The sequence below is a fragment of the Amycolatopsis sp. FBCC-B4732 genome (assembly GCF_023008405.1).
Classification (GTDB): Bacteria; Actinomycetota; Actinomycetes; order Mycobacteriales; family Pseudonocardiaceae; genus Amycolatopsis; species Amycolatopsis pretoriensis_A.
The window spans coordinates 7,745,865-7,769,555 of record NZ_CP095376.1 but is presented as its reverse complement, the minus strand read 5'-3'; the positions used below and the strand labels follow the sequence as shown (position 1 = coordinate 7,769,555).

The window sequence follows — 23,691 nt, the reverse complement described above, 5'->3', positions numbered from 1 at the left end:
GGCTTGTGGCCCGTCGATTACACCACCGACGCCGACGCCTGCCTACCCGCCGCGAGACGCAGCCGCGGACCCCAGAACAGCAGCCCGAAGTGCGCGGCGACCGCGTGGCCGAGCAGCGTGACGACCGCATCGAGGCTCGCCGGGTCGTCGGCGAGCCAGATCACCGCGATGAACGCCTCGAGCGCGGCCAGCCCGGCGAGCCGCGCCCGGCCGCGCAGCAGGAACACCAGCGCGCCGGCCGTGGTGAAGAAGCCGTAGCTGACACCGATGTCGAGCCAGTGCCCGGCCGAGGCCGGCAGGACGCGCGCGCTGATCAGCGCCATCACCGGCAGCTCGGTGACGAGCGTGGCCAGCACGTGCCCGGAGAAGAACACGGTCGCCGCGCGGCGGGCGCCGAACCGGCGTTCGAGCGGGGCGACGGCGATCGCGAAGATCACGACGTAGGCGAGCCAGCCTTCGTCGGAGAGCCAGAGCGCGCTGGTCAGCAGCGAGGTCAGCGGCCGCCGCCAGAGGTTGTGGGCGTCGGTGCTGGACAGCCGGAGCAGCCGCTCGGTCACCGCGGGGTCGGCGAACTTGAGCACCAGCGTCGTACCGAGCAGCAGGACCAGGTAGCCGAAGGTGAAGGGCGTCGCCTTCGGATTCGGGAGGAACCGGACGAACTGCCGCACACTGAAGCGCCGCGGGACGGCGATCGCGGGGGCCGGCCGTCCGGCTTTCAGCAGCATGGCCTGAGCTTCGCCGGTCATGCTGGGAGTATCACCAGTGCCAGCTTAGAAAACGCTGTGCTTGTCACTCACCGTCGAACTCTGGCAACCGGGGGGAGATTTTTACCAGTTCCTCACCCATTTGGGTGGCTTGTGCGGTAAAAATACGGCCACGATCTCGGCCGAAAGGCCTCTCGGGAAGGTCTGTCGGGGTGAACGACGAGGTATCGGTCGCCGAGCTGCTCGTGCGCGAGGGCTGGGGTGACCGGACGGGACCGGGGCAGTCGCGGTGGCGCGTGCTCGCGGTGATGCTCGCCGTCGTCATCGGCTGCGGGGCCGCCGCGGTGCTGGTCGGGCTCGGCGGCAAGGGCACGCCGGACGCGTCCGCGGTCGACCAGATCCAGGTGATCCCGTTCCCGCAGCGCACCACCGGGCTGGGCGGCGCCGACCAGGCCACCGACTCCCCGCCGGAGGGCGGCACCGGCGGCGGCGACGTCGTCCCCGGCGTCGGCGTGCCCCGGGAGACCGTCACCGAGGTGCCCGGCAGTTCCCCGGCCGCCGAGACCAGCACCGATTCCGCGACGCCGACGCCCACGCCGACCAGCGGTGACCCGTCGAGCTCGAGCACCCCCACTACGACGTCCTCGGGTGGCCGCCCGCCGACCCGCCCGTCGACCCCGGCACCGCCGAAGCCGACCTGCCTGCTGATCATCTGCTGGTGATCACGCCGGCTTCTCCGCGATGTAGCTGCCGTGCGACCTCGTTGCGTTCCGCCTTGGTCATCGGCCACGTCTTGAGGACCTGGCCCGCCCCGATGTGGCGTTGGTTGCGTCTGACGCACCGATGCGCGACCCGCGCGGCCAGAGGCACTCGACGGGGCCGCGACCCGCGGCGAGGAAGTGCCGTCGGTGGACGAAATCCGGCGCCCGGCTCGTCGAACGGCTGCTCACGGCGCTTCCAGCAGGTCCGGCTCCCGCTGCCGGCCGAGGTGGTTGAACAGCAGGTTCAGCGTGAACGCCAGCACCGCCGCCACCGTGATCGAACTGCCGCAGATCGTCTGCAGCCAGGCCGGGAAGTGCTGGAAGATCTTCGGCGCGAACGCCGGCAGCAGGCCGACGCCGAGGGCCACCGCGACGATGAAAGTGTTGTGGTTACCGGAAAACTCGACCGTGCGCAGGTTCTGCGCGCCGACCGCGGCGACCATCGCGAACATGACCACCGCGACCCCGCCGACCACCGGCTGCGGGATCGCCGCGATGAACGCGCCGATCTTCGGGACCAGGCCCATCAGCACCAGGATCCCGCCGGTCACCGCGACCACCCAGCGGCTGCGGACGCCGGTCATCCGGACCAGGCCGACGTTCTGCGCGAACGCCGTGTCGGGGAAGGAGTTCAGCACGCCGCCGAGCACGGCCGAGAAGCCGTCGGTGGCCAGGCCGCGCGCGAGGTCGGAGTCGGTCGGCGGGCGCCCGGTGATCTCGCCGACGGCGATCATGTCCGCGGTCGACTCGGTGAACGTCACCAGCATGACCACGCACATCGACAGCACCGCGGCGACCGGGAACGTCGGCGCCCCGAAGTGGAACGGCGACGCGAGCCCGAACCAGCCGGCCGCGCCCAGCCCGTCCCAGTGCACCAGCCCCAGCGGGATCGCGGCCACGAGCCCGATCGCGAGCGCCAGCAGCGGCCCGATCTGGTTGGCGAACCCGCGCAGCACCCGCGTGAACAGGATCAGCAGCACGAGCACGCCGAACGCGAGCAGGAGGTGCGAGAGGGCCGCGTAGTCCGGTGCGGTGGGGTCGTTGCCCGCGATCAGCCCCGCGCCCGGGCCGAGCAGCGAGACGCCGATGACGAGCAGCAGCGTCCCGGTGACCAGCGGCGGGAAGAACCGGATCAGCTTCGCGAACGGCTTCGCGATCAGCAGCCCGAAGACGCCGGAGGCTAGCATCGCGCCGTAGACCGCGGTCAGGCCGTACTGGGACGCGATCAGGATCATCGGGTTCACGACGCTGAACGTCGCGCCCGCGACCACCGGCAACCGGATGCCGAGGAGCTTCCCGACGCCGATCGACTGGATCAGCGTCGCGATGCCCGCCACGAGCAGGTCGGCGTTGACGAGCAAGCCGATCGTGGCCGGGTCCAGCTTCAGCGCGCTGCCCACGATCAGCGGCACCGCGACGGCGCCGGCGTACATGATCGACATGTGCTGGAGGCCGAGCAGGGCCAGCCGCCCGGCGGGCAGCACCTCGTCTACCGGGTGTTTCGTCATGCGGGGCCCCTTTCGACCGGGGAACAGCCAACGCGCCGGGCGTGACGGTAGCAAGTCCCGGGGGTCATGATCTTGTTTCCTGAGTAAGGCGGAACGGTCCCGGATGTGTGACCATCGGTGCATGACTTCGGGCGGTATTCCCCAGGTGGGCCCGCCGTTCCGCGCCGATCACGTCGGGAGCCTGCTGCGGCCCCCGGTGCTGCGTGACGCGCGGCGGCGGCACGAATCCGGTGAGATCGGCGCGGAGCAGCTCCGCGCGGTCGAAGACGACGCGATCCGCGACGTGATCAAGATGCAGAAGGCCGCCGGGCTGAGTTCGGCGACCGACGGCGAATTCCGCCGTGCGTCGTGGCACATGGACTTCATCTACGCGCTCGGCGGCATCTCCAAGAGCGACGAGCGGCTGCACGTCAAGTTCCACAACCTGGCCGGGGACCTCGAGTTCAGCCCGCCGGGCCTGCAGGTCGACGGGAAGGTGCGGCTCGACGAGCCGATCTTCGCCGCGCACTTCGAGTTCCTGAAGTCCCATGTGGACGCCGGGGTGACGCCGAAGCTGACCATCCCGTCGCCGAGCATGGTCTACTACCGCGGCGGCCGGGCGGCGGTGAGCGAAAGCGTTTACCCGGACCTGGAAGAGTTCTTCGCCGACCTGAGCGCGGCGTACGCGGCGCAGGTCGCCGCGGTGCACGGCCTCGGCGGCCGGTACCTCCAGCTCGACGACACCAGCCTCGCCTACCTCAACGACCCGGCGCAGCGGGAGCTCGTCGCGCGGATGGGCGGCGACCCGGACACCCAGCACCTGCGCAACATCGCGACGATGAACGCGGCACTGGCCGGCCGGCCCGACGACCTGACCGTGACGACCCACCTGTGCCGCGGCAACTTCCGGTCCTCGTGGGTCGCGTCCGGGAGCTACGAGTTCGTCGCGGAAGCGCTCTTCGGCGAACTCGCCGTCGACGGGTTCTTCCTGGAGTTCGACGACGAACGCTCCGGCGGCTTCGAGCCGCTGCGGTTCGTGCCGAAGGGCAAGAAGGTCGTCCTCGGCCTGGTCACCACCAAGCGACCGGAGCTCGAAGACGCCGACGTCCTGGTGCGGCGCATCGAAGAGGCGTCGCGGTACGTCGACGTCGACCAGCTCTGCCTGTCCCCGCAGTGCGGGTTCTCCTCGACCGAGGAGGGCAACGACCTGACGCCGGACGACCAGCTGCGCAAGCTGGAGCTGATCGTGGCGACGGCCGACCGCGTCTGGGGCGGCCGGTGATCACGTGCGTCGTCGACTACGTCATCGACCCCGCCAAGATCGCCGACTTCGAACGCTTCGCCGCCGCGTGGATGCGGCTGGTGCAGCGGGAAGGCGGCGTCCACCACGGCTACTTCCTGCCCTCGGAAGGGGCGAGCGACGAAGCCAGGGCGCTGTTCAGTTTCGAGAGCCTCGCCGCCTACGAGCGCTACCGGACGCTGTTCGGCGTCGACCCGGACTTCATCGAGGCCGACAAGATCCGCGAGGAAAGCGGCTGCGTGGTGCGGTACCGGCGGTCGTTCATGCGCCCGCTCCTGCCCGACGACGACCTCTGACGTGCGCCACGGCGCGCGGCGCCCGACGTCGGTCGTGGACCGCGTCCTCGACCTGCTGGGCGCCTTCACGGCCGAGCGGCCGCGGCTGACGCTGTCCGAGCTCAGCCGCCGCGTCGGGCTGCCGCTGTCGACCACGCACCGGCTGGCCGGCGAGCTGACCCGGCGCGGGGCGCTCGTCCGCGACGAAGCGGGCGTGTACCGCGTCGGCCTGTGGTTGTGGGAGGTCGCGTCGCTGGCGCCGCACGGGGCCGAGCTGCGGGAGAGCGCGATGCCGTTCCTGGAGGACCTCTACGAGGCCACGCACCAGAACGTGCAGCTCGCCGTGCTCGACGGAGCCGAAGTCGTCTACGTCGAACGGATTTCCGGCCGCGGCGCGGTCAACGTCCTGACGCGGGTGGGCGGCCGGCTGCCCGCGCACGCCACCGGCGTCGGGCAGGTGCTGCTCGCGCACGCGCCCACCGAGGCGCAGGAGGAGGTGCTGGCCGGGCCGCTCAAGACGTTCACGCCCAAGACGATCGGCTCGGCCGCGCGGCTGCGGCGCGTGCTCGCCGACGTCCGGCGCGACGGCTACGCGATCAGCGACGGTCAGATCGAGCTGATCGCGCTGTCCGTGGCGGCCCCGGTCTACGACGCCACCGACGAAGTGGCGGCGGCGATCTCCGTCGTCGTCCCGGCGACGGGGACGGACCCGCGGACGCTGGTCCCGGCCGTCCGGGCGGCGGCGCGGGGGATTTCGCGGGTGCTGGGGGCACCGCGCGCGCTGCGCTCGGCAGGCGGCCGCCAGTAGCAGGTCTGCTGCTCGACGATCCAGGGCCGCTTGTGATCGGATGGCGGACATGGGTGCACAGAAGACGGTTCTCGTCGTCGGGGCGGGGCAGAGCGGGTTCCAGGCCGTGGCGTCGCTGCGGGATCGCGGCTTCGACGGCCGGGTCGTGCTGATCGGGGACGAGCCGGGCGTGCCGTACCAGCGGCCGCCGCTGTCGAAGGCCTACCTGGCCGGGACCGCCGGGCTCGACCAGCTGCACCTGCGCGGCGCGGACTTCTTCACCGAGAAGGACATCGAGCTGGTCGCCGGGCGGGTCGCCTCGATCGACCGGGCCACGTCGAAAGTGCAGCTCGAAGACGGCCGCGAACTCGGCTACGACCACCTGGTCCTGGCCACCGGCGCCCGCAACCGCGCGCTGCCGGTGCCGGGCGCGGACCTGCCGGGCGTGCTGGCCCTGCGCACCCGCGACGACGCCGACCGCCTCCGCGAATCGCTGGCGCACGCGGAAAACGTCGTCGTGGCCGGCGGGGGCTTCATCGGGCTGGAGCTCGCTTCGCACGCCGGCCGCCCGGTGACGGTCGTCGAGGCGCAGGACCGGCTGCTCAACCGGGTCGCGACGCCGGAGATCTCCGCCTACTTCGCCGCGCTGCACCGCGAAGCCGGGCACACGGTGCTGCTGGGCCAGGGCGTTTCGGCGCTGCACGGCGACTCCCGGGTGCGCGAGGTCGAGCTCTCCGACGGCACCCGGCTGCCCGCCGACCTGGTCGTGATCGCCGTCGGCGTCGTGCCCGAGACGACGCTGGCCGTCGAGGCCGGGCTGCCCGTGGACAACGGCGTGGTCGTCGACGCGCACCTGCGGACGGCGGACGAGAACATCTTCGCCATCGGCGACTGCGCGAACTTCCCGTGCGTGCAGGCGGGCGTGGCGACCCGGCTGGAGTCCGTGCAGAACGCCGTCGACCAGGCCCGCAGCGTGGCCGCGGCGATCACCGGGACCCCCGAGCCGTACGCGAGCCTGCCGTGGTTCTGGACCGACCAGTCGGGCGCGAAGCTGCAGATCGCGGGCATCCTCTCCGGCGCCGACAAGACGGTGGTGACGGGCGACCGGGCCGCGGGCAAGTTCTCGGTGCTGTCCTTCCGCGACGGCGTCCTGATCGCCGTGGAGTCGGTGAACCGGCCCGCGGACCACATCGCGGCGCGGCGGCTGTTCACCGCCGATCCGCACCCGCGGTACGCGGACCTCGAGCTGAGCGAGTTCGACTTGAAGGCCCACCTGAAGGCCGCGTCAACCCGCGGTTGACGCACGAACATCGTCAACCTACAGTTGACGGCATGGACCTTCCCGCCAACGTCAAACTCGACGACCTCATCAGCGCGATCAAGAGCAACAACGACAAGGACGCCCTCGCCCAGCTGACCGACGCGGTCTACGTCGGCCAGCACCTCGGTGAGGTGGCCGACCACCTGATCGGCCACTTCGTCGACCAGGCCCGGCGCTCCGGCGCGTCCTGGACCGACATCGGCGCCAGCATGGGCGTCACCAAGCAGGCCGCCCAGAAGCGGTTCGTGCCCAAGGTCGACCCCGGGGGTGACCCGGGCGGCGCGATCGAACGCGTCTACGGCCGCTACACCGACCGGGCCCGGCACGTCGTGGTCGAGGCGCAGAAGGCGGCGGTCGACAACGGCAGCCCGTTCATCGACACCGTGCACATCGTGCTGGGCCTGCTCACCGAACCCGCGGCGCTCGCGGCGGGCGCGATCCTCGCCCAGGGCGTGCAGCTCGACGCCGTCCGCGAAGCCGCCGAAGCGCGGCTGCCCGAGGCGGTCGTCCCCACGCCGGACCCGATGCCGTTCTCGCCCGCCGCCAAGAAGACCCTCGAGCTCACCATGCGCGAAGGGCTGCGGCTCGGGCACAACTACATCGGCACCGAGCACATGCTGCTGGCGCTGCTGGAACAGGGCGAGGGGAGCGGGTTCGAGGTGCTCGACGGCCTCGGCGTCAAGAAGGACAAGGCCGAGGCGAAGATCCAGGAGGTGCTGGCGGAGATCCTCGCCGCCCGCGAGCAGTGAGACTCCTCCTGGCCGCCGCGCTCCTCGCGCTGGTGCTGGTGACGCTGCTCTGATCGGGATGGACCAGGGGGTTTTCCCGATCAGAGCAGCACCGGATCAGGCGCCGGACTCCGGGCGGCCGTCGGCGGCCCAGGCCGTGTGGAACGAGCCTTCGCGGTCCACGCGGCGGTAGGTGTGGGCGCCGAAGAAGTCGCGCTGGCCCTGGACCAGTGCCGCCGGCAGCCGGTCGGCGCGGAGGCCGTCGTAGTACGCCAGCGCCGTCGAGAAGCCCGGCGTCGGGATGCCGAGCTTGACCGCCGTCGAGATCACCGAGCGCCACGAGTCCTGCGCGTCCTCGACCGCCTTGCGGAAGCCGCCGGAGGTCAGCAGCGTCGGCAGTTCCGGCTCGTCGGCGTAGGCCGAGGTGATGTCGTTGAGGAACTTCGCGCGGATGATGCAGCCGCCGCGCCAGATCGAGGCGACCTTGCCGAGGTCGATGTCCCAGCCGTACTCGGTCGCGCCGGCCTGGATCTGGTTGAAGCCCTGGGCGTAGGCGACCACCTTCGACGCGTACAGCGCCTGCTCGACGTCGTCGGCGAAGCTGTCCAGCGCCGAGCCGGACAGCGGTGCCGCCGACGGGCCGCCGAGGCCGCGGGCCGCCGCGCGCAGCGGCTTCGAGCCGGACAGCGAACGCGCGAAGACGGCTTCGGCGATGCCCGAGATCGGGACGCCGAGGTCGAGGCCGATCTGCACCGTCCAGCGGCCGGTGCCCTTCTGCTCGGCGGCGTCCTCGACGATGTCGACGAACGGCTTGCCGGACGCGGCGTCGACGTGCGCGAGCACGTCGGCGGTGATCTCGATCAGGTACGAGTCGAGCCGCCCGGTGTTCCACGTGCGGAAGACGTCGGCGATCTCGGCGGGTGCGTAGCCGCCCGCGTGGCGCAGCAGGTCGAACGACTCCGCGATCAGCTGCATGTCGGCGTACTCGATGCCGTTGTGCACCATCTTCACGAAGTGTCCGGCGCCGTCCGCGCCGATGTGCGTGCAGCACGGCTCGCCGTCGACCTTGGCCGAGATGTCCTCGAACAGCGGGCCGAGCGACTCGTACGACTCCTTCGAGCCGCCGGGCATGATGCTCGGCCCGTGCAGCGCGCCTTCCTCGCCGCCGGAGACGCCGCTGCCGACGAAGTGCAGCCCGCGCTCGCGCAGCGCCTTCTCGCGGCGGCGCGTGTCGGCGAAGTGCGCGTTGCCGGCGTCGATGATCACGTCGCCCTCTTCGAGCAGCGGCGCGAACTCGTCGATGACGGCGTCCGTCGGGCCGCCGGCCTTGACCATGATCACGACCTGGCGGGGCCGCTCCAGCGCGTCGACGAACTGCTGGGCGGAGTACGCCGGGATGAAGTCGCCTTCGTCGCCGAACTGCTCCACCAGTGCGCGGGTCCGCTCCTCGGACCGGTTGTGCAGGGCCACCGTGTGCCCGTGCCGGGCCAGGTTGCGGGCCAGGTTGCGGCCCATGACCGCCAGGCCGGTGACCCCGATGCTCGCCTTCTTGCTCATCCGCATCCTTCCGAAGACTCTCTCGATTCAGACCCTAGTCCGATCGAGGCCTCATGGGAGGTACGGAGCTGCGGCTCACGCAGTTCAGGAGAAGCAGCGGATGGGGCCCCGGTTGATCGCCACCATGTCCGTCACAGCGGCCGCCAGATCGATCTGAGCACCCCATTCGGCGCCGTCGAGCTCGGCGTACGCGCGGTGCAGGTTGCCCGGCAGCCGCTCCTGCTCGCTCATCGCCGCGAAGTCACCCAGATCGGTGTCCTTCGCCACTTCGAGCGGGGACAGCCCGGCGGCCTTCCCGCGCTCGGCCGTCTCCTGGACGAACTCCAGGTAGGCGTCCACGGTGTCGACGACGTCGAGCCCGCAGGCCGGCCCGTGGCCGGGCAGGATCACTTCCGGCTCCAGCTCCCGGATCACGTCGAGCGCCTGGCGCCAGCCGGCCACCGAGCCCATCAGCGCGAACGGGCTGCCGCCGTTGAACACCAGGTCACCGGCGTAGAGCACGCGCTGCTCCGGCAGCCAGACCAGGACGTCGTTGGTCGTGTGGGCGGCGTGGCCCGGGTGGATCAGCTCGAGGGTGGTGCCGCCGGCGTGCACGGTCAGCCGGTCGTCGAACACGACCTCCGGCGGCCGCGCCTCGAGCTGGCCCCAGTCGCTGCCGACGAAGATCCCGTCGAACGTCTGGATGCCCTCGGCGACCAGCAGCTCGCGGGTCTTGCGGTGGCCGACCACGGTCGCGGTCGTGACGAGGTAGTTGCCGTTGGTGTGGTCGCCGTGGTGGTGGGTGTTGACCAGCGTCGTCACCGGGCTGCCGGTGGTGGCCTCGACGGCGGCGAGCAGCGCGCGCGTGCGGCGCTCGGTCGAGCAGGTGTCGACGAGGACGGTGTGGTCGCCGGCGTCGACGAACCCGCAGTTGTTGATGTACCAGGAGCCGTCCGGCTGGACGTAGCCGTGGACGTTGTCAGCCAGGCGGGTGACGGCGGCGGCGGAGGGCGAACGATCGGTCACGGCGCCCACTATGCCGCAGTGCGCTGCCCGCCGGTCGGCGTAAAGGTCACGAATCCGCTGGTCCAGGCGAGTGAACCCCTGAGTGACTGGCATTCTGCGACGTTTCCTGGAACGCTGCGCGATGTCATCATCGAGATCCGCAAGGTGAAGCACTAACCTGGGTGGGTTCGATAGTTCGCGCGCGACGGCGACCGGGAGGCCGCCGTCGCTTGGTAGTGGTCCGGGAGAGCAGGGCGATGGCCAGCACCGTCACCTCGCGCCGGAAGCAGCTCGGGAACGAGCTCCGGCATGCCCGCACCGCGGCGCGGATGACACAGCAGCAGGTCGCCGAGGTCCTCGGCTGCACCCAGGGCAAGGTCAACAAGATCGAGTCCGGTGCCGTCGGGGTGAAGCTCGGGGATGTGCGATCCATGCTGAACGCGTTCGGGATCAACGGCGAAGAAGCCGACACGCTGATGAACCTGGCGCGGGCCGCCGCCGGGCAGCGCGGCCACTGGTCCGGCTACCGCTCGGTGGTGCCGCACTGGTTCCGCACGTTCACCGACCTCGAACCCGCGGCCGCGGAGATCCTCACCTGGCACGGCGAGCGCATCCCGGGCCCGCTGCAGTCCGAGCACTATATGCTCAAGCAGTTCACCGAGGCCGGCGCCACCGACGTGACGTCGCTGGTGCGCAACCGCCTCGACCGCAAGGCCGTGTTCGAGCAGCAGCAGCCGCCGTACTACCGGTTCATCATCAGCGAAGGCGCGCTGCGCCGGGCACCCGGCGGGTACGCGCCCGCCGTGATGCTGGACCAGGTCGAGCACCTGCTTTCGCTGGAGCGCCACCCGCGGGTGTACGTACACGTATTGCCCTTCGGCGCCCGGCTCGCCGCGGTGCCCAACGACTTCACGATCATGCGCTTCCCGGACCGCACCCGGGACTTCGTCTACATCGAGCACTCCGCCGGTGGTCTGTACCTCGACGACGTCAAGGACTTCAACATCTTCGTCGACTCGTGGGACCGGCTGCGCGGTGCCGCGCTGGAGCGGCAGGAGACCCGGCAGTTCCTCAAGGAGCTTGCGGAGGGTTACCGCGCCCAGATGCAGCAGATCCAATAGGGCGAACGGCCGCCTCAGCTATCGAGTCCGGTGAACAACTTTCGGTAGAGTCGTTCCGTTGCGCTGGAATCCACCGGAAGTGGACATCGTGGACCCCGACTTCCTCCCCGACGCCGTCGACCTCGACCGGCCGAACGTGGCGAGGATCTACGACTGGGCGCTGGGCGGCACCGCGAACTGGGCGATCGACCGGCAGTACGGCGAGCAGGCAGTGCAGGCGTTCCCGCTGGCCAAGGCCCTCGCCCGGAGCAACCGCGACTTCCTCGGCCGCGCCGTCCGCTACTGCCTCGCCGAAGGCATCACGCAGTTCCTCGACCTCGGCTCCGGCATCCCGACCGCGGGCAACGTGCACGAGGTGGCCGACGACCACGCCGACGACAGCCGGTGCGTCTACGTCGACAACGAGCCCGTCGCCGTCGCGCACGGGCGCATCCTGCTGGAGGAAACCGGCGACCCCGATCGCCACGCCGTGCTGCACGCCGACCTGCGCGACGCCGAAGAGGTGTGGGATGCGGCGCTGGCGACCGGCGTACTCGACCCGGACCAGCCGCTGTGCCTGCTGAGCGTGGCGGTGCTGCACTTCCTGCCGGACGTCACCGGCGTCCGCGAAGCGATCCGCGACTACCGGACGCTGCTGGCGCCCGGATCGGCGTACGTGCTCTCGCACGCGACCGAATCCGGCGTCGAGGGGGAGGAGCTCGCCCAGATCCGGCGGCTCGTGAAGCTGTCCGAGCGGTCGAGCTCGCCCGCGGTTTCCCGGTCGCTCGACGAGATCGCCGCGTTCTTCGGTAACTTCGACGTCGTCGAGCCCGGGATCGTGCCTGTGGGAGAGTGGCGCCCCGAGCCCGGCGCCGCCACGGTCCCCCTCGCGAGCGTGGTCGGCGGTGTCGGCCGCAAGCGTGAAGGACGGTTCGCATGACGACGCAGGACCCCGAGGCCCCCGAAGGCGTCGACCTCGAGCGGCCGAACGCGGCCCGCATCTACGACTGGTTCCTCGGCGGCGACGCCAACTGGGCCATCGACCGGCAGTTCGGCGAGCAGGCGGTCAAGGCCTTCCCGATGATCAAGACCGTCGCCCGGGTCGGCCGCGACTTCCTCGGCCGCGGCGTCCAGTACCTGGCGCGCAACGGCGTCGACCAGTTCCTCGACCTCGGCTCGGGCGTGCCGACGGTCGGCAACGTCCACGAGGTCGCCGCCGAGGTGAACCCGGACGCGCGGTGCGTGTACGTCGACAACGAGCCTGTCGCGGTCGCCCACTCCCAGGTCCTGCTGGAGAAGGAGGGCGTCGCCGACCGGCACGCGGTGCTGCAGGGCGACCTGCGCGACCCGGCCGACATCTGGAAGCGCGCGCTCGACACCGGTGTCCTGGACACCAACCGCCCGATCGGCCTGATCATGGTCGGCGTCCTGTACTTCCTCGGCGAGGACGAGCCGGTGGCCCAGACCATCCAGAAGTACCTGTCGCTGCTGCCGTCCGGCTCGTACTTCCTGTCCTCGCACCTGACGAGCGACGGCATGGAAGCGATGGCCGACGCCGGCAGCCGCGAGACGATCATCAAGCAGTACAAGCAGTCGAGCACCCCGATCCACCTGCGCAGCCGCGCGGAGTTCACGACGTTCTTCGAGGGCCTGGAGCTGGTCGAGCCGGGCATCGTCTACCTGCCGGAGTGGCACCCGGAGGAGATCGAGTCCCGGGCCACGCGGAAGCTCGCGAACGACCCGGCGTTCGTCGGCCACATCTGCGGCCTCGGCCGCAAACCGTGACACCCTACGACGCGGTCGCCGTCCAGTACGCGGAGTTCGTCGGCCCGATCTGGGCCGGCGACCCGCTGGACCGGGCGGCGTGGACGGCGTTCGCCGACTACGCCCGCGGTCGCGGCCCGGTCGCCGACCTGGGCTGCGGGCCCGGCCACCTCACGGCTTTCCTGACGGAGCTGGGCCTCGACGCATCCGGCGTCGACCTGTCGCCGGTGATGGTCGAGCTCGCCCGTGCCGCGCACCCGGACCTGCGCTTCGACTTGGGTTCGATGGCGGCGCTCGACATCGCCGACAGCTCGCTCGCCGGCATCCTGTCGTGGTACTCGGTGATCCACACGCCGCCGGCGGAGCTGCCGGGCTACTTCGCCGAGTTCGCGCGGACGCTGGCCCCGGGCGGGGTGCTGCTCCTCGGCTGCTTCGAGGCCGACGGCGACGAGGTGACGACGTTCGACCACAAGGTCACCCTCGCGCACCGCTGGCCCGTGGCCGAGCTGGCCCGGCTGGGCGCCGCGGCGGGGCTCGTCGAGGTGGGGCGGATGCACCGCGAGCACACGGAAAGCGAGCGCCCCTTCCGCCAGGGTCGCTTGCTGCTGCGGAAACCGTAGCCCGCACGCGCGAGAGCCCCGGTCCCATCAGGGAGCCGGGGCTCTTTTCGTGGTGGTGGGGCAGTTCAGGCGCGGGAGCCGATGCGGCCGCGCAGCAGCGGGGCCAGGTCGATCGACGCCTCCAGCGGCCGCGTGGTGCGGACGCCGTCGGAGTAGCGCTGCAGCGGGAGGTCCTGGTCGGCCGCCCACGTGGTGGTCTTGCGCAGTGGTGCCTGGATCAGGCTGAAGCCGAAGCGGTTGCGCAGTTCGTCGCCGATCCCGCGGCGACCACGGTGCTCTTCGTCTTCACGGCGGAAGAGCGAGTTCATTCGGACGGCCATCGTCTACACCCCCAGCTCTCGTCGCGGTGCCCGGGCGGGCTCGCCGCCGGTCAGTCCGAGACAGGGTTCACACGGCATGCCGGCCCCGGGGACCAGCCATTCGACGTCTTGACGGGAAAGCGCTTCCCCGCATCTGGTTCGGATCAGCTCGGTGTCGGTCGCGGCGGCGTCCAGCGCGAAGACGTGGACCACCCGGCGGGCTTCGCCGGTGGTTCCCCTGGCGAGCCTGCCCACGACGAGCACGCCCGGTGGCGCGCTGTCCTCGACGATCACGCTGATCCTCCCCCATGAGGTTCCCGCGGTGGCTTTGTGCTTCGGTTTCGGCCGCTTCGGCGTCGCTCGGGGACCGCCCGCCGCGTGCAGGCAGTCGTTCACCGACGCCGGCGCCCCGGCCGATGCGATTAATCCTACTCCTGGAATAATCTTCATGTCGAGGCCGAAGCTAGTTGATCACCCGCTTGGCCCTGCGGCCTAGGCCATTGAGACACTGAGTAGCCGGGAACGGGTGCTTTCGACCAGGTCGCGGCCGCACCCCCCATCGAACCTCGGAGGTACGACCCATGGCGGATTATCCGTCGTTCGCGGATTACGATCCGAACACGGCCGTGTCCCTGTTCCAAGAGGCCGAGTGGGAGAAGTCCTTCGCGAGCGAACCCAACGGCGGCAGCTGCGTGGAGGTCAACCTGGGTCGCGAAGGCCTCATCGGCGTCCGGGACACCAAGCTCCCCACCAGCCCCGTTTTCGTTTTCGACCCCGCCGAGTGGGAAGCGTTCTTGATCGCCGTGAAGGCCGGGCAGTTCGACCTGCCGGCCTGATCCCTCACCCGCGCAGGTGATCATGGTCACCCGCTTGAGCACTCGAATGGCGAAGGCCCCCTTCCCCGTCCTCTGCGGTGAAGGAGGCCTTCGCGGCGCTCCGGATACGGCCGGCAGCCGAATGTGAGCGGAATCTCACCCGGTTGCCGGAAGCTCCCCGCCCCGCAACCGGCTCCGGGTGCGGCGCCACGCCAGCACGACCAGCACCACCAGCCCGATCAGCGGGAGCGTGCTGATCGCCCAGCTCACGCCCATCGGCGGCCCCGGCTGTTCCAGCACCGGCAGCGCGCGCAGCTCGCCGGTGCCGGCCCCGGCGGGACCGTTGACGGCGAAGCGGAGCGTCCACGCGCCCGGGCGCGGCATCGACCGGACGTCGAGACCCCAGACGTCGAGCTTGCGCGGGTGCCGGACCAGCGGCTGCTTCCGGTTCGCCCCGCCTTCCGGGTTGACCATGGTGAGCGTGCCGGACTTGCCCTCGATCCCGCCGTCGGGGACGAAGGTGAAGTCCAGCGACTGCATGGCCTTCAGCGGCCAGGTGCTGAACCCGACCGTCAGCCCGTACGGCCCGGCCTGCACCCGTTCGGTGTGCACGATGTTGACCGGCTCGTAGGCGTTCGCCGGCGCCGCGGTGGCGAACAGCAAGCCCGCGACGGCGGTCAGTGCGAGCAACGTCTTACGCATCAGCGGTTTCCCCCTTCTTCGCGGGCGCCAGCAGGCAGAGCATCCCGCCGAACCGCCACCCGGCGAACCCGCCGAGCAGCCCCAGCAGACCGCTGACCACGGCGGTCGTCGTCAGGTACCAGGCCGGCGGCACGTGCGCGCCGGTGTAGAGCATCGCCCGCTGCAGCGGCAGGCTGAGCCCGATCAGCAGCCCGGCGGCACCGCCGGCGACCACCGAAACGCGGCCCGCGCGCCACCCCCGGCGCCGGCCGGCCAGGTAGCCCAGCTCCATCAGCGCGGCCACCGGCAGCAGCGCCATCGGCGTCAGCGACGGCATTTCCGGCACGCCGGAGATCGCGTCGCGCATCGGCAGGCCGACGAGGTCCGCGTACGCCCGGGCCGCCCACGGCGAGAACCACCAGAAGACCGCCTGCACGGCCGCGACCAGCGCCGCGGTGCCGACCGCGCCACCCGGGCGGCGGAAGAACCCCGCGCCGACCGCGACGAGCAGCACCGCCATCATCGAGCAGCCGATCGACACGGCGTCGGCGTAGTCGTCGGGCACCTGCTGCAGCCCGAGCGCCAGCACCGGCCCGAACGTCAGCAGCACGGTCAGCGAAGCCAGCGTGCCGGCCCGGCCCCAGCGGTGCTCCCGCGCCGCGGCGAACACCGCGGTCGTGCCGATCAGCGACACCGTGATCGACAGCAGCAGCCCGATGTGCGGCGGCGAGTCGATGACCGCGTCGAAGCCGTAGAGCCCGTGCCACCACTGGTCCCACAGGCCGTACAGCAGGAACGTGGCCGCGCCGACCCCCGAGACGAGGTAGCCGACCGGCGCGGCGAACGTCTTGCCGAACACGTTGACCACGCGCCCGCCGACCCGCGGGTCGACCGGGCGGCCCGCGCGCCGCGCCGCCGTGGTCAGCAGCACGACGGCGAGGCTCGCCAGGCCGACGACCGCGCTGCCCGCGTACAGGAACAAGTGCGGCAGCGTGAAGAACGTGTCCGGCCCGACGTCGCTGTGCCACTGGATGTCCCAGGTCAGCCCGACCAGCGACAGCAACGACCCCCCGAGCACGACGTTCGCGGGCAGCAAGCCCGTCCGCGCCGGTTTCGCGACCGACGCCGTGCGGACGCCGGATGCGGTGAGATCCATTTCCCCCGACCCTCCTTTAGTTGACGAGCAACGGAAAGACGACTTGCGCGGCCCCGCCCGGCCCGCGCAGCGAGACGGTGATCTCCCACTGCCCGGCCATCGGCAGCCCGACGTCCGCGGCGCGGAAGCGGCCGGGTCCGTCCGGCCCCGCGGCCACCGGCGGGAACGCGTGCCCCATCTGCGCCATCACCGGTGCGACCGTGACGGATTCGGGCGCGGGCCCGGTCACCGCGACCGCGAACGTGTTGCCGCCGATGCGCGGCCGGTCCGCGGAGAACTGGACGGTGTAGGGGCCCGAAACCGCCTGCTGCGTGGTGGGTTTCGCAGTGCCGCCCGGCCAGAGCAACCACGTGAGCAGGCCCGCGGCGACGACGGCGACCGCCGCGATCAGCGCGGTCGGGCGCCTCACCGGCCGGCTCCGGTCGTCGGGACGTCCACCACGGCGGGGACGGTCAGCACGCGGTAGCCGCGCTCGGCCTGCAGCCAGATCCGGTACCGGCCGGGCGCGGCGAAGGTGTAGGTGAAGGCGACGTCGGGGCCGTAGGCGGCGACCGTCTCGTCGGGGCGGTCGAGCTGGCCGGCGACCGGCGGGATCATCGCGTGGACGTGCGCCCACGTCGGTGCCTTCGCGGCGCTTTCCCCGACCGGGCCGGTGATCGGGCCGGCGACGATGAGGTGGCCGAGCATGCCCAGCCACGGCTGGAGGTCCTGGGTCCGGAAGTGCGCGGTGATCGTCGTCGGCGTGCCGGGGGTGATGCTCAGCTCCACCGGGGTGCCGTCGATCGTCCGCGGGCCGGCGCCGGGTGGTTCGGGCGCGGGGGCGGCGGTGCCGGTCAGGTCCACAGTGGACCGGACGAGCTGGACCCCGCCGCCGCGCCGGGCGAGTTCCGCGGCGACGGCGTACGTCCCCGGTTCCGGATCGGCGACGCGGACGCGGTAGCCGCCCGGGCCGACGCGCACCGGGTGCAGGTGGCTCAGCCGGCCGGACGGCGAGACCAGGACCAGGTGCACGAGCGCGTTGTCGTGCACCAGCAGGTCGTCGACCGGGCGGCCGGTGGCGCCGTCGGTGAGGCCGAGCGCCAGCTCGCCGCGTCCGGAGTGGACGGTGAGGTTCACCGGCGGCCGCGAATAGTCCACTGTGGACAACGGTGCGGCGCCGTACGGGTCGGTCACGTTGTCGAAGGTCGGATCGAGCTGGCTGCCGGGCGCGGGCGGCGGGGGAGTGCTCGCCGACAGCAGCGCACCGGTGACGGCGACGGCGAGCGCGGCGACCACCCCGCCCGCCGGGATGAGCGCGTACGCCGTGCGTTTCGCCCGGACCCCGACGAGCAGGGCCAGCAGCAGGAACGCGCCCGCCGCGACGAACCCGCCGTAGGTCGCCCGTTCCCACGGGGGCACCACGCGCGCCGGGACGAGGAACGGGATCGTCGCGGCCGGGCCGGTGCCGTCGCTCAGCGACAGCAGCCACGGCCCCGGTTTGTCGACTCGCAGATTTCCCGCGTACACCCCGGGTTCGGCGCCGAGGACGACGTCGGTCCGCGCGCTCGGGACGCCGTCGGCCGCCACGGCCAGGTGCAGCGTGCCGGGCGGGCTGCCCCGGTGCGTCACGACGTCGACCCGCAGCGGCGACGGCGTCGTGTCGACCCGGCGGATGATCACGGTGAGCTCGCGCGCGCCGAGCGTCTGCGCCACCTGGACGTCGGTGCCGCCCGGCGCGCCGTCGGCGTGCGCGGTCCCGCCGCCGGCCGCGATCCCCAGTGCGGCCAGCAGCATCAGCAGTGCCGCTTTCGATTTGGTCCCCATCGTGGTCCGAACCTAGCCAGGGCGGCCGGTGGCGGGCGTCACGGCGGCGAGGGAATCCCGGTCCCCAGTGCGGGGGACCGGCGCCCCCGGTGGTCTCAGGGGTCGAGGAATTCCCGCAGGTGGGCGACGACTTCGCCGGGTTGCTCCTCGGGCAGGAAGTGGCCGCACTCGGCGAGGGCGGTGCCGGTGGCGCCCGGCGCGTACTCCCGCCAGATCTCGAGGGTGGGCAGGGTGCCGAGCAGGCCGTTCGCGCCCCAGAGCGCGAGGAGCGGCTGGGTGACGCGCTTCCCGGCGTCGAAGTCGGCGTCGTCGAGCTCGGCGTCGTCGGGGAAGGAGGCGCGGTAGTCGTCGAAGCCGGCGCGGAGGGCGCCGGGCTGGGAGAACGCGCGGACGTACTCGGCCTGGGCTTCGGCGTCGAGCGCGTGGCGCTGGTGGGTCCAGCGCTCGAAGAAGTAGCCGAGGTAGCCGGCGACGTCCCGCCCGGCGAGGAGCTCGGGCAGGTCGGGCTGGAGGTGGAAGAGCCAGTGCCAGTACGCCTTGGCGATGCCGGTGTCGAGGCGTTGCCACATCGCGCGGGTGGGGGCGATGTCGAGGACGGCGATGCGGCTGACCTGGTCCGGGCGGTCGAGCGCCCAGCGGTGGGCGACGCGGCCACCGCGGTCGTGCCCGGCGACGGCGACCCGGTCGAAGCCGAGGTGCGTCGCGAGCGCGGCGACGTCGGCGGCCATCGTGCGCTTGTCGTAGCCGGTCCGCGGTTTGTCGGTGCGGCCGTAGCCGCGCAGGTCGGGCGCGATGACGGTGTGCGTCTCGGCGAGCGGCTCGATGACCTGCCGCCAGCAGTGCGACGTCTGCGGCCAGCCGTGGAGGAGGAACAGCGGCGGGCCGTCACCGGCCTGCAGGAAGTGCATCCGGAGCCCGTCGACATTTTCTAACCGGTTCATGGGGTTAGACACTAGCGCTGCTTCTAACTGTCTTCAAGGGTTAGAGTGTTCGTCATGGAGTGGGCCTTCGACGGCGGGCGGCCGTGCCTCGACCTCGTCAACACGCTGCGCAGCCGGTACGCCGAGGGGGTGGAGCTGCTGACCGGGCCGGACGCGCTGGCGGAGTGGCTGTCCCGCGCGGGTTTCACGACGGGGCCGGTCCCGGTGACGGCCGGGAACGTGCTGGCCGCGAAGGCGCTGCGGGAGGCGATCGACCGGGTGCTGCTGCCGGCCGGGACGCCGTCGGAGATGGACATCGAGCTGGTGAACAACGCGGCGGCCTCGGCGCCCGCGCCGCCGCCGCGCCTGACGCTGGTGGACGGGGTGCTGCGCCGCGAGGTCCCGGCCCCCAAGGACCCGGTGGCCGCGGCGTTCGCGGCACTGGCGGCGGACGCGATCGACCTCGCGGCGGGCGACGCCTCGGTGCGGGTGTGCGCGGCGGACGACTGCGGTCTGCGGTTCTGCGACGCCTCACCGCGGCGCAATCGCCAGTGGTGCTCGATGTCCCGCTGCGGCAACCGCGCCAAGGCCCGCGCCCACTACGCCCGGGTCAGCGCCCGCGAGGACTGAGGTGGGGGCGCAGGTGGTCGTGGGTGTTCGCTGAGCCGGGACCGTTGCCGCCGATCAGGCGCTCGTAGACCCCGGGGTGGGCGCGGAACCAGACGTTCAGCTTGCCGATCCAGCGCATGTGCGCCGTCCGAAGGCCGGCCGGGAGCGGGGCCGACACCAGCCGCACCGCCCGGGCGAAGCGGTCGAAACGGCGCTGGTCACGCGCAGTCCACGGGAGCCCGAGCCGCTCCCGCAACAGCGGCGGCACCGTGGCCCGGATCAAGAACACCTGCCCCCGCGCCTGCGCCCGCCGCAGGGGACGCCACCACCGGTCCGGCAGCCACTCCACCGGCTTCCGCACCGTCTCGATCGTCTCGAAGAGCTGCTCGATCGCCGGATTCCCGGCGAACCCCGCCACCATCTCGTCGTAGTAGCGGGAAAACGCCGTCCAGTCCGGCGGCAGGTCGCGCTCCCGCACCCCGAGCAGCCGGCCGATGCCGCACATCTGCGCGTAGTACTCGTCAAGCTCCGAAGTGGACAGTGGGCGGCCGAAGAACCGTTGCGCGTCCACCGGAACCATCACCAAAGTCGCGTGTACCCACGCGTACGCCAGAGGATCCAGCGCGCTGTACCGGCGGCCGTCCGGTAGGGAGCCCACGAACGAACGGTGCAGCGCCCGCAGCCGCGCCGCCTCCACCCGCGCACCGGAAACCCCGCCGTACACGTAGATCGACAGCGACGCGCCCGTCCGCATCAGCCGTGTCCACGGGTCCTCCGTGTAGTCCGAATGCTCACGCACCCCCGCCGCGACCACCGGGTGCGCCACCTGCAGCACCAGCACCTGACCCGCCAAGAGCGCGTCGCGGAAGTCGCCGAAGTACTTCCACGCCGCCGTCCCGCGGACGATCGGCGGGGCCATCAAGCGCCGCGGACGAGCATCATCAGCGGGATCGCCACCGGGGTGTCCGTCTCGCCCGTCGCCAGGCGGCGCAGCTGGAGCCCGGCGATCAGGGCCACCACCGGTCCGGCCAGCCGCGCCGGGTCGGGGACCTCCAACGCGGTCAGGATCATCACGGCCAGCTCGTCGTACGCCGCGAAGCAGCGCGCGGAGGCTTCCTGCAGCTCGGGATCGCGGGCCGACTGCAGGTACAGCTCGTGCGCGCCGAGCTCGTCAGCGCCGAACGGCAGCTGCGCGATCACGTGCTCCACCACCGACGCGGCCTGCTCGAGGCTCAGGCCGGCCGCGCGGTAGCCGTCGACGATCGCGCCGAGCTTCGCCGTCTCTTCCTCGACGAACAGCAGCATCGCCTCGCGCAGCAACGCCGTCTGGCTCGGGAAGTGGTAGGTCAGCGTGCCGAGCGAGACGCCGGCGGCGGCCACGATCCGGCGGTTCGTCAGCCCGCCGACCCCGTGCTCGCCGACGACCGTCAGCGCGCCGCGCAGGATGGCTTCCCGGGTGCTTACCAGCTTGTCTCGGGATGCCGCTCCGGCCACCGTTCGACCTCTTCCAGTTGCGCGGCGAGGGAGATCAGCCGCTCCTCGGCGTGCGACGGGCCGAGCAGTTGCGCGCCCAGCGGCAGCCCGCCGGCCGTCTGCCCGGCCGGCACGTTGACCCCCGGCCAGCCCAGCACGTTCCACGGCCAAGCGTACGGGCAGGCGGCGATCATGGCCTGGTCGGTCTCCCAGCCGGACAGCCCGTCGAACGTGCCGATCGGCGGCGGCGGGGTCGCGGTGGTCGGGGTCAGCAGCACGTCGACGCGGCCGAAGACCGAGCCGATCCGCCGGTGCAGTCCCGGCTCGAGCGCGCGGGCGAGCCGCAGCGCGGGACCGGCCAGCAGGCGGCCGTGCCCGGCGTTGCTGCGCGTGCGCGGGTCGAGCCCGGCGCGGTCGGGCACCCGCAGCGTCCAGTCGCGGACGCCGGTGAGCGAGCGCGGCAGGAACGTCAGGCCGATCAGCCCGTAGTCCGGCTCGACTTCGACGATCTCGTGGCCCAGCCCGGCGAACGACTCGGCGAGCCGGCGCACGGAGGCTTCGACGACCGGGTCGAGCCGGGTCTTGGTGGCGGTGAACGGGATCTGCGTCGACAGCCCGATCCGCAGCCGGCCGGGTTCGCGCGCGGCCGCGGTCCGGAACGTCGTGCCGGTCGCGGCGACTACGTCCAGCAGCAGGGCGGCGTCCTCGACGGTCCGGGCGAGCGGGCCGAGCACGGTCAGGCCGTGGAACAGCTCGCCTTCGGTCGGGATCCGGCCGCGCTGGGTCTTGATGCCGACCAGCCCGGTCCACGCGGCGGGGATGCGCACCGAGCCGGCGCCGTCGGAACCGAGCGCGGCCGCGATGACCCCCGATGCCACCGCGGCCGCGCTCCCGCCTGAAGAGCCCCCGGGGGTGTGGCCGAGGTGCCACGGGTTGCGGGTCGCGCCGAAGGCCGGGCCCTCGGTGAACGGCCACTGGCCCAGCTCGGGGGTGTTGGTCTTGCCGATGATGACGGCGCCGGCTTCGCGCAGCAGCGCGACGGCGGGCGCGTCGGTGGTGGCGCACGGGAACTCGCCGGCGCAGCCGAACGACGTGGGCAGCCCGGTGAGGTCGACGTCGTCCTTGATCGCGATCGGCACGCCGAGCAGGGGTGCGCGGTCGCCGGCCTCGAGCCGTGCGTCCGCCTCGGCCGCTTCGGCGAGCGCCGCGTCGTCGCGCAGGTGCCGGAAGGCGTTGAGGACCGGCTGGCTGGCGTGCGCCCGCCCGAGCGCGGTCGCGGTCAGCTCGGCCGAGGTGACTTCCCCGGCGGCGAGCCGCGCGGCCTGCGCGGCGAGACCGGTGAAGTCCAGGCTCGTGGCGGTCATGGCGCCTCCCGAGTTCTCGTTCGTTCGAACGAACGTTACCGGATACCGATGGTTTCCGGCTACTCCCGCGGCGCTCTAGAGTGAGCTGATGACGTTCGACTTCGCCGGTTTCCCCGCCGCCGCCCTCGACGCGATCCCCCGGGTCGACCTCGGCGGCTGGCCGACCCCGCTGCACGAAGCGCCCCGGCTCGGCGAAGCCCTCGGCCTGCGGAACCTCTGGCTCAAGCGCGACGACGTCCACCCGCTCGGCGCCGGCGGCAACAAGCTCCGCAAGCTCGAATACCACCTCGGCGCGGCCCGGCAGGCGGGTGCCGGCACCGTGATCACCTTCGGCGCGCTGCAGACCAACCACGGCCGCCAGACCGCGGCCGCGTGCGCGAAGCTCGGGCTGCGCTGCGAACTCGTGCTCACCGCGAAGGTCCCGCGCGACGGCGACGCCTACGAACGCGGCGGCAACGTCCCGCTCGACAAGCTCTTCGGCGCGACCGTCCACGTCTGCGCCGACGGCGAAGAGACCGGCCGGGTCTACGACCGCCTGGTCGCCGAAGCCGCCGCCGAGGGCCGGAAGGTGGCCACGATCCCGGTCGGCGGCTCCAGCGACCTCGGCGCGCTCGGCTACGTCCGCGCCACCCTCGAACTGGCCCACCAGCTGGCCGAGCGCGGGGTCGAGCGCGCCCACCTCGTCGTCCCGCACGCCAGCGGCGGCACCGCGGCCGGTGTCGTGCTGGCCACCGCGCTCCTGAAGAACCTCGGCGTCGGCGTCGCCTGCGTCAGCCACCCGCTGGACGAGGCCACCGAAAACCTGCGCGTGCTCACCACCGGTGCGGCCGAGCTGCTCGGCCTCGAACCGCCGTCGTTCGACCACGTCCGGCTGGGCGACTCCACCCTCGGCCCCGGCTACGGCATCCCGACCGACGCCGTCTGGGACGCGCTACGGCTTTTCGGCCGCACCGAGGGCGTCGTGCTCGATCCGGTCTACACCGGCAAAGTGGCCGCCGCGCTGGTCGAATGGGCGGGCCACTTCGCCCCGGACGACCACGTGGTGTTCCTGCACACCGGCGGCATGCCCGGCCTGTACGGCTACGGCCCCGAATTCGCGGCGGCCGTCGAAGGCTGACTCGAGCCGGGTCGCCAGCCGCAGCAGCGTCAGCAGCAGGGCGACGTCGGCGAGCAGCAGCACCCG

At 72.0% G+C, this 23,691-nt stretch carries 27 protein-coding genes; 13 read left to right on the top strand and 14 right to left on the bottom strand.

The window, feature by feature from the left end; translation table 11 throughout:
- Nucleotides 1-17: 17 nt before the first annotated feature.
- The gene (locus MUY14_RS34665) at nt 18-746 is read right to left on the bottom strand and encodes a rhomboid-like protein (RefSeq protein ID WP_247015562.1); all 729 of its coding nucleotides are present in this window, start codon (nt 744-746) and stop codon (nt 18-20) included.
- A 170-nt stretch (nt 747-916) separates the two neighbouring features.
- Between MUY14_RS34665 and MUY14_RS34660 the strand changes: the two genes are divergently transcribed.
- Nucleotides 917-1,426: a hypothetical protein gene (locus MUY14_RS34660; protein ID WP_247015560.1), complete on the top strand. Its 510-nt coding sequence runs from the start codon at nt 917-919 to the stop codon at nt 1,424-1,426.
- A 224-nt stretch (nt 1,427-1,650) separates the two neighbouring features.
- Here MUY14_RS34660 and MUY14_RS34655 read toward each other — a convergent pair whose 3' ends face one another.
- Nucleotides 1,651-2,973, bottom strand: a complete 1,323-nt coding sequence (locus MUY14_RS34655) for a nucleobase:cation symporter-2 family protein (protein WP_247015558.1) — start codon at nt 2,971-2,973, stop codon at nt 1,651-1,653.
- Between the two features lie 121 nt (nt 2,974-3,094).
- Between MUY14_RS34655 and MUY14_RS34650 the strand changes: the two genes are divergently transcribed.
- From MUY14_RS34650 to MUY14_RS34630, 5 genes are read left to right on the top strand one after another with little or no spacing between them, the layout of a single operon-like run.
- Nucleotides 3,095-4,234 (top strand): 5-methyltetrahydropteroyltriglutamate--homocysteine S-methyltransferase, encoded by a 1,140-nt coding sequence (locus tag MUY14_RS34650; protein ID WP_247015556.1) that lies wholly within the window; start codon nt 3,095-3,097, stop codon nt 4,232-4,234.
- Nucleotides 4,231-4,548, top strand: coding sequence for an NIPSNAP family protein (locus MUY14_RS34645; protein WP_247015554.1), 318 nt, complete (start codon nt 4,231-4,233; stop codon nt 4,546-4,548). The genes MUY14_RS34650 and MUY14_RS34645 overlap by 4 nt, the downstream gene beginning before the upstream one ends.
- Nucleotide 4,549: 1 nt before the next feature.
- The gene (locus MUY14_RS34640) at nt 4,550-5,335 is read left to right on the top strand and encodes an IclR family transcriptional regulator (protein ID WP_247015552.1); all 786 of its coding nucleotides are present in this window, start codon (nt 4,550-4,552) and stop codon (nt 5,333-5,335) included.
- Nucleotides 5,336-5,384: 49 nt separating this feature from the next.
- Nucleotides 5,385-6,614, top strand: coding sequence for an NAD(P)/FAD-dependent oxidoreductase (locus tag MUY14_RS34635; protein WP_247015550.1), 1,230 nt, complete (start codon nt 5,385-5,387; stop codon nt 6,612-6,614).
- Nucleotides 6,615-6,646: 32 nt separating this feature from the next.
- On the top strand, nt 6,647-7,384 hold the full coding sequence (locus MUY14_RS34630) for a Clp protease N-terminal domain-containing protein (protein WP_247015548.1): 738 nt from the start codon (nt 6,647-6,649) through the stop codon (nt 7,382-7,384).
- Nucleotides 7,385-7,480: 96 nt separating this feature from the next.
- Here MUY14_RS34630 and gndA read toward each other — a convergent pair whose 3' ends face one another.
- Both gndA and MUY14_RS34620 read right to left on the bottom strand, forming a co-directional pair.
- Complete coding sequence (gndA, locus tag MUY14_RS34625) at nt 7,481-8,920, bottom strand: NADP-dependent phosphogluconate dehydrogenase (RefSeq protein WP_247015546.1); 1,440 nt, start codon at nt 8,918-8,920, stop codon at nt 7,481-7,483.
- A gap of 84 nt (nt 8,921-9,004) precedes the next feature.
- The gene (locus tag MUY14_RS34620) at nt 9,005-9,925 is read right to left on the bottom strand and encodes an MBL fold metallo-hydrolase (RefSeq protein WP_247015544.1); all 921 of its coding nucleotides are present in this window, start codon (nt 9,923-9,925) and stop codon (nt 9,005-9,007) included.
- A gap of 236 nt (nt 9,926-10,161) precedes the next feature.
- Here MUY14_RS34620 and MUY14_RS34615 point away from each other — a divergent pair, with 236 nt between their 5' ends.
- From MUY14_RS34615 to MUY14_RS34600, 4 genes are all read left to right on the top strand, one after another.
- Complete coding sequence (locus tag MUY14_RS34615) at nt 10,162-11,025, top strand: helix-turn-helix transcriptional regulator (RefSeq protein ID WP_247015542.1); 864 nt, start codon at nt 10,162-10,164, stop codon at nt 11,023-11,025.
- An 88-nt stretch (nt 11,026-11,113) separates the two neighbouring features.
- On the top strand, nt 11,114-11,944 hold the full coding sequence (locus tag MUY14_RS34610) for an SAM-dependent methyltransferase (protein WP_247025384.1): 831 nt from the start codon (nt 11,114-11,116) through the stop codon (nt 11,942-11,944).
- Nucleotides 11,941-12,789 (top strand): SAM-dependent methyltransferase, encoded by an 849-nt coding sequence (locus MUY14_RS34605; protein ID WP_247015540.1) that lies wholly within the window; start codon nt 11,941-11,943, stop codon nt 12,787-12,789. Before MUY14_RS34610 ends, MUY14_RS34605 begins: the two co-directional genes overlap by 4 nt.
- Nucleotides 12,786-13,388, top strand: a complete 603-nt coding sequence (locus tag MUY14_RS34600; RefSeq protein WP_247015538.1) for a trans-aconitate 2-methyltransferase — start codon at nt 12,786-12,788, stop codon at nt 13,386-13,388. Before MUY14_RS34605 ends, MUY14_RS34600 begins: the two co-directional genes overlap by 4 nt.
- Before the next feature lie 65 nt (nt 13,389-13,453).
- On the opposite strand, the gene MUY14_RS34595 is transcribed toward MUY14_RS34600, so the two are convergent.
- Together MUY14_RS34595 and MUY14_RS34590 are read right to left on the bottom strand one after the other, a co-directional pair.
- Nucleotides 13,454-13,708, bottom strand: a complete 255-nt coding sequence (locus MUY14_RS34595) for a hypothetical protein (protein WP_247015535.1) — start codon at nt 13,706-13,708, stop codon at nt 13,454-13,456.
- 3 nt (nt 13,709-13,711) lie between these two features.
- Nucleotides 13,712-13,981, bottom strand: coding sequence for a hypothetical protein (locus tag MUY14_RS34590; RefSeq protein ID WP_247015533.1), 270 nt, complete (start codon nt 13,979-13,981; stop codon nt 13,712-13,714).
- Between the two features lie 287 nt (nt 13,982-14,268).
- Between MUY14_RS34590 and MUY14_RS34585 the strand changes: the two genes are divergently transcribed.
- On the top strand, nt 14,269-14,523 hold the full coding sequence (locus MUY14_RS34585) for a DUF397 domain-containing protein (protein WP_247015531.1): 255 nt from the start codon (nt 14,269-14,271) through the stop codon (nt 14,521-14,523).
- Between the two features lie 135 nt (nt 14,524-14,658).
- On the opposite strand, the gene MUY14_RS34580 is transcribed toward MUY14_RS34585, so the two are convergent.
- The 5 genes from MUY14_RS34580 to MUY14_RS34560 all read right to left on the bottom strand — a co-directional run bounded on the left by MUY14_RS34580 (nt 14,659) and on the right by MUY14_RS34560 (nt 19,083).
- The gene (locus tag MUY14_RS34580) at nt 14,659-15,204 is read right to left on the bottom strand and encodes a hypothetical protein (RefSeq protein WP_247015529.1); all 546 of its coding nucleotides are present in this window, start codon (nt 15,202-15,204) and stop codon (nt 14,659-14,661) included.
- Entirely contained in the window at nt 15,197-16,339 is a 1,143-nt protein-coding gene (locus MUY14_RS34575) for a hypothetical protein (RefSeq protein WP_247015527.1), read from the bottom strand. Before MUY14_RS34575 ends, MUY14_RS34580 begins: the two co-directional genes overlap by 8 nt.
- Nucleotides 16,340-16,355: 16 nt before the next feature.
- Nucleotides 16,356-16,748 (bottom strand): FixH family protein, encoded by a 393-nt coding sequence (locus MUY14_RS34570; protein ID WP_247015524.1) that lies wholly within the window; start codon nt 16,746-16,748, stop codon nt 16,356-16,358.
- On the bottom strand, nt 16,745-18,142 hold the full coding sequence (locus tag MUY14_RS34565) for a hypothetical protein (RefSeq protein ID WP_247015522.1): 1,398 nt from the start codon (nt 18,140-18,142) through the stop codon (nt 16,745-16,747). The genes MUY14_RS34570 and MUY14_RS34565 overlap by 4 nt, the downstream gene beginning before the upstream one ends.
- Nucleotides 18,143-18,237: 95 nt before the next feature.
- Nucleotides 18,238-19,083, bottom strand: coding sequence for an alpha/beta fold hydrolase (locus tag MUY14_RS34560; RefSeq protein ID WP_247015520.1), 846 nt, complete (start codon nt 19,081-19,083; stop codon nt 18,238-18,240).
- 54 nt (nt 19,084-19,137) lie between these two features.
- Here MUY14_RS34560 and MUY14_RS34555 point away from each other — a divergent pair, with 54 nt between their 5' ends.
- On the top strand, nt 19,138-19,692 hold the full coding sequence (locus MUY14_RS34555; protein ID WP_247015518.1) for an ABATE domain-containing protein: 555 nt from the start codon (nt 19,138-19,140) through the stop codon (nt 19,690-19,692).
- On the opposite strand, the gene MUY14_RS34550 is transcribed toward MUY14_RS34555, so the two are convergent.
- From MUY14_RS34550 to MUY14_RS34540, 3 genes are read right to left on the bottom strand one after another with little or no spacing between them, the layout of a single operon-like run.
- Nucleotides 19,673-20,590 (bottom strand): oxygenase MpaB family protein, encoded by a 918-nt coding sequence (locus MUY14_RS34550; protein WP_247015517.1) that lies wholly within the window; start codon nt 20,588-20,590, stop codon nt 19,673-19,675. The genes MUY14_RS34555 and MUY14_RS34550 overlap by 20 nt on opposite strands.
- Nucleotides 20,590-21,165 (bottom strand): TetR/AcrR family transcriptional regulator, encoded by a 576-nt coding sequence (locus MUY14_RS34545; protein ID WP_247015515.1) that lies wholly within the window; start codon nt 21,163-21,165, stop codon nt 20,590-20,592. Before MUY14_RS34545 ends, MUY14_RS34550 begins: the two co-directional genes overlap by 1 nt.
- Nucleotides 21,132-22,508, bottom strand: a complete 1,377-nt coding sequence (locus tag MUY14_RS34540) for an amidase (protein ID WP_247015514.1) — start codon at nt 22,506-22,508, stop codon at nt 21,132-21,134. Before MUY14_RS34540 ends, MUY14_RS34545 begins: the two co-directional genes overlap by 34 nt.
- Before the next feature lie 88 nt (nt 22,509-22,596).
- Between MUY14_RS34540 and MUY14_RS34535 the strand changes: the two genes are divergently transcribed.
- Nucleotides 22,597-23,625 carry a D-cysteine desulfhydrase family protein gene (locus tag MUY14_RS34535; protein ID WP_247015512.1) on the top strand — a complete coding sequence of 343 codons (1,029 nt, stop codon included), beginning with the start codon at nt 22,597-22,599 and terminating at the stop codon, nt 23,623-23,625.
- Nucleotides 23,626-23,691 lie beyond the last annotated feature (66 nt).

What these genes read in the sequence shown, in the direction of transcription:
- MUY14_RS34665 (WP_247015562.1), bottom strand. Translation starts at nt 746, where the DNA reads ATGACCGGCGAAGCTCAGGCCATGCTGCTGAAAGCCGGACGGCCGGCC.
- MUY14_RS34655 (WP_247015558.1), bottom strand. Translation starts at nt 2,973, where the DNA reads ATGACGAAACACCCGGTAGACGAGGTGCTGCCCGCCGGGCGGCTGGCC.
- MUY14_RS34650 (WP_247015556.1), top strand. Translation starts at nt 3,095, where the DNA reads ATGACTTCGGGCGGTATTCCCCAGGTGGGCCCGCCGTTCCGCGCCGAT.
- MUY14_RS34635 (WP_247015550.1), top strand. Translation starts at nt 5,385, where the DNA reads ATGGGTGCACAGAAGACGGTTCTCGTCGTCGGGGCGGGGCAGAGCGGG.
- MUY14_RS34630 (WP_247015548.1), top strand. Translation starts at nt 6,647, where the DNA reads ATGGACCTTCCCGCCAACGTCAAACTCGACGACCTCATCAGCGCGATC.
- gndA (WP_247015546.1), bottom strand. Translation starts at nt 8,920, where the DNA reads ATGAGCAAGAAGGCGAGCATCGGGGTCACCGGCCTGGCGGTCATGGGC.
- MUY14_RS34615 (WP_247015542.1), top strand. Translation starts at nt 10,162, where the DNA reads ATGGCCAGCACCGTCACCTCGCGCCGGAAGCAGCTCGGGAACGAGCTC.
- MUY14_RS34605 (WP_247015540.1), top strand. Translation starts at nt 11,941, where the DNA reads ATGACGACGCAGGACCCCGAGGCCCCCGAAGGCGTCGACCTCGAGCGG.
- MUY14_RS34595 (WP_247015535.1), bottom strand. Translation starts at nt 13,708, where the DNA reads ATGGCCGTCCGAATGAACTCGCTCTTCCGCCGTGAAGACGAAGAGCAC.
- MUY14_RS34585 (WP_247015531.1), top strand. Translation starts at nt 14,269, where the DNA reads ATGGCGGATTATCCGTCGTTCGCGGATTACGATCCGAACACGGCCGTG.
- MUY14_RS34580 (WP_247015529.1), bottom strand. Translation starts at nt 15,204, where the DNA reads ATGCGTAAGACGTTGCTCGCACTGACCGCCGTCGCGGGCTTGCTGTTC.
- MUY14_RS34575 (WP_247015527.1), bottom strand. Translation starts at nt 16,339, where the DNA reads ATGGATCTCACCGCATCCGGCGTCCGCACGGCGTCGGTCGCGAAACCG.
- MUY14_RS34565 (WP_247015522.1), bottom strand. Translation starts at nt 18,142, where the DNA reads ATGGGGACCAAATCGAAAGCGGCACTGCTGATGCTGCTGGCCGCACTG.
- MUY14_RS34560 (WP_247015520.1), bottom strand. Translation starts at nt 19,083, where the DNA reads ATGAACCGGTTAGAAAATGTCGACGGGCTCCGGATGCACTTCCTGCAG.
- MUY14_RS34555 (WP_247015518.1), top strand. Translation starts at nt 19,138, where the DNA reads ATGGAGTGGGCCTTCGACGGCGGGCGGCCGTGCCTCGACCTCGTCAAC.
- MUY14_RS34550 (WP_247015517.1), bottom strand. Translation starts at nt 20,590, where the DNA reads ATGGCCCCGCCGATCGTCCGCGGGACGGCGGCGTGGAAGTACTTCGGC.
- MUY14_RS34540 (WP_247015514.1), bottom strand. Translation starts at nt 22,508, where the DNA reads ATGACCGCCACGAGCCTGGACTTCACCGGTCTCGCCGCGCAGGCCGCG.
- MUY14_RS34535 (WP_247015512.1), top strand. Translation starts at nt 22,597, where the DNA reads ATGACGTTCGACTTCGCCGGTTTCCCCGCCGCCGCCCTCGACGCGATC.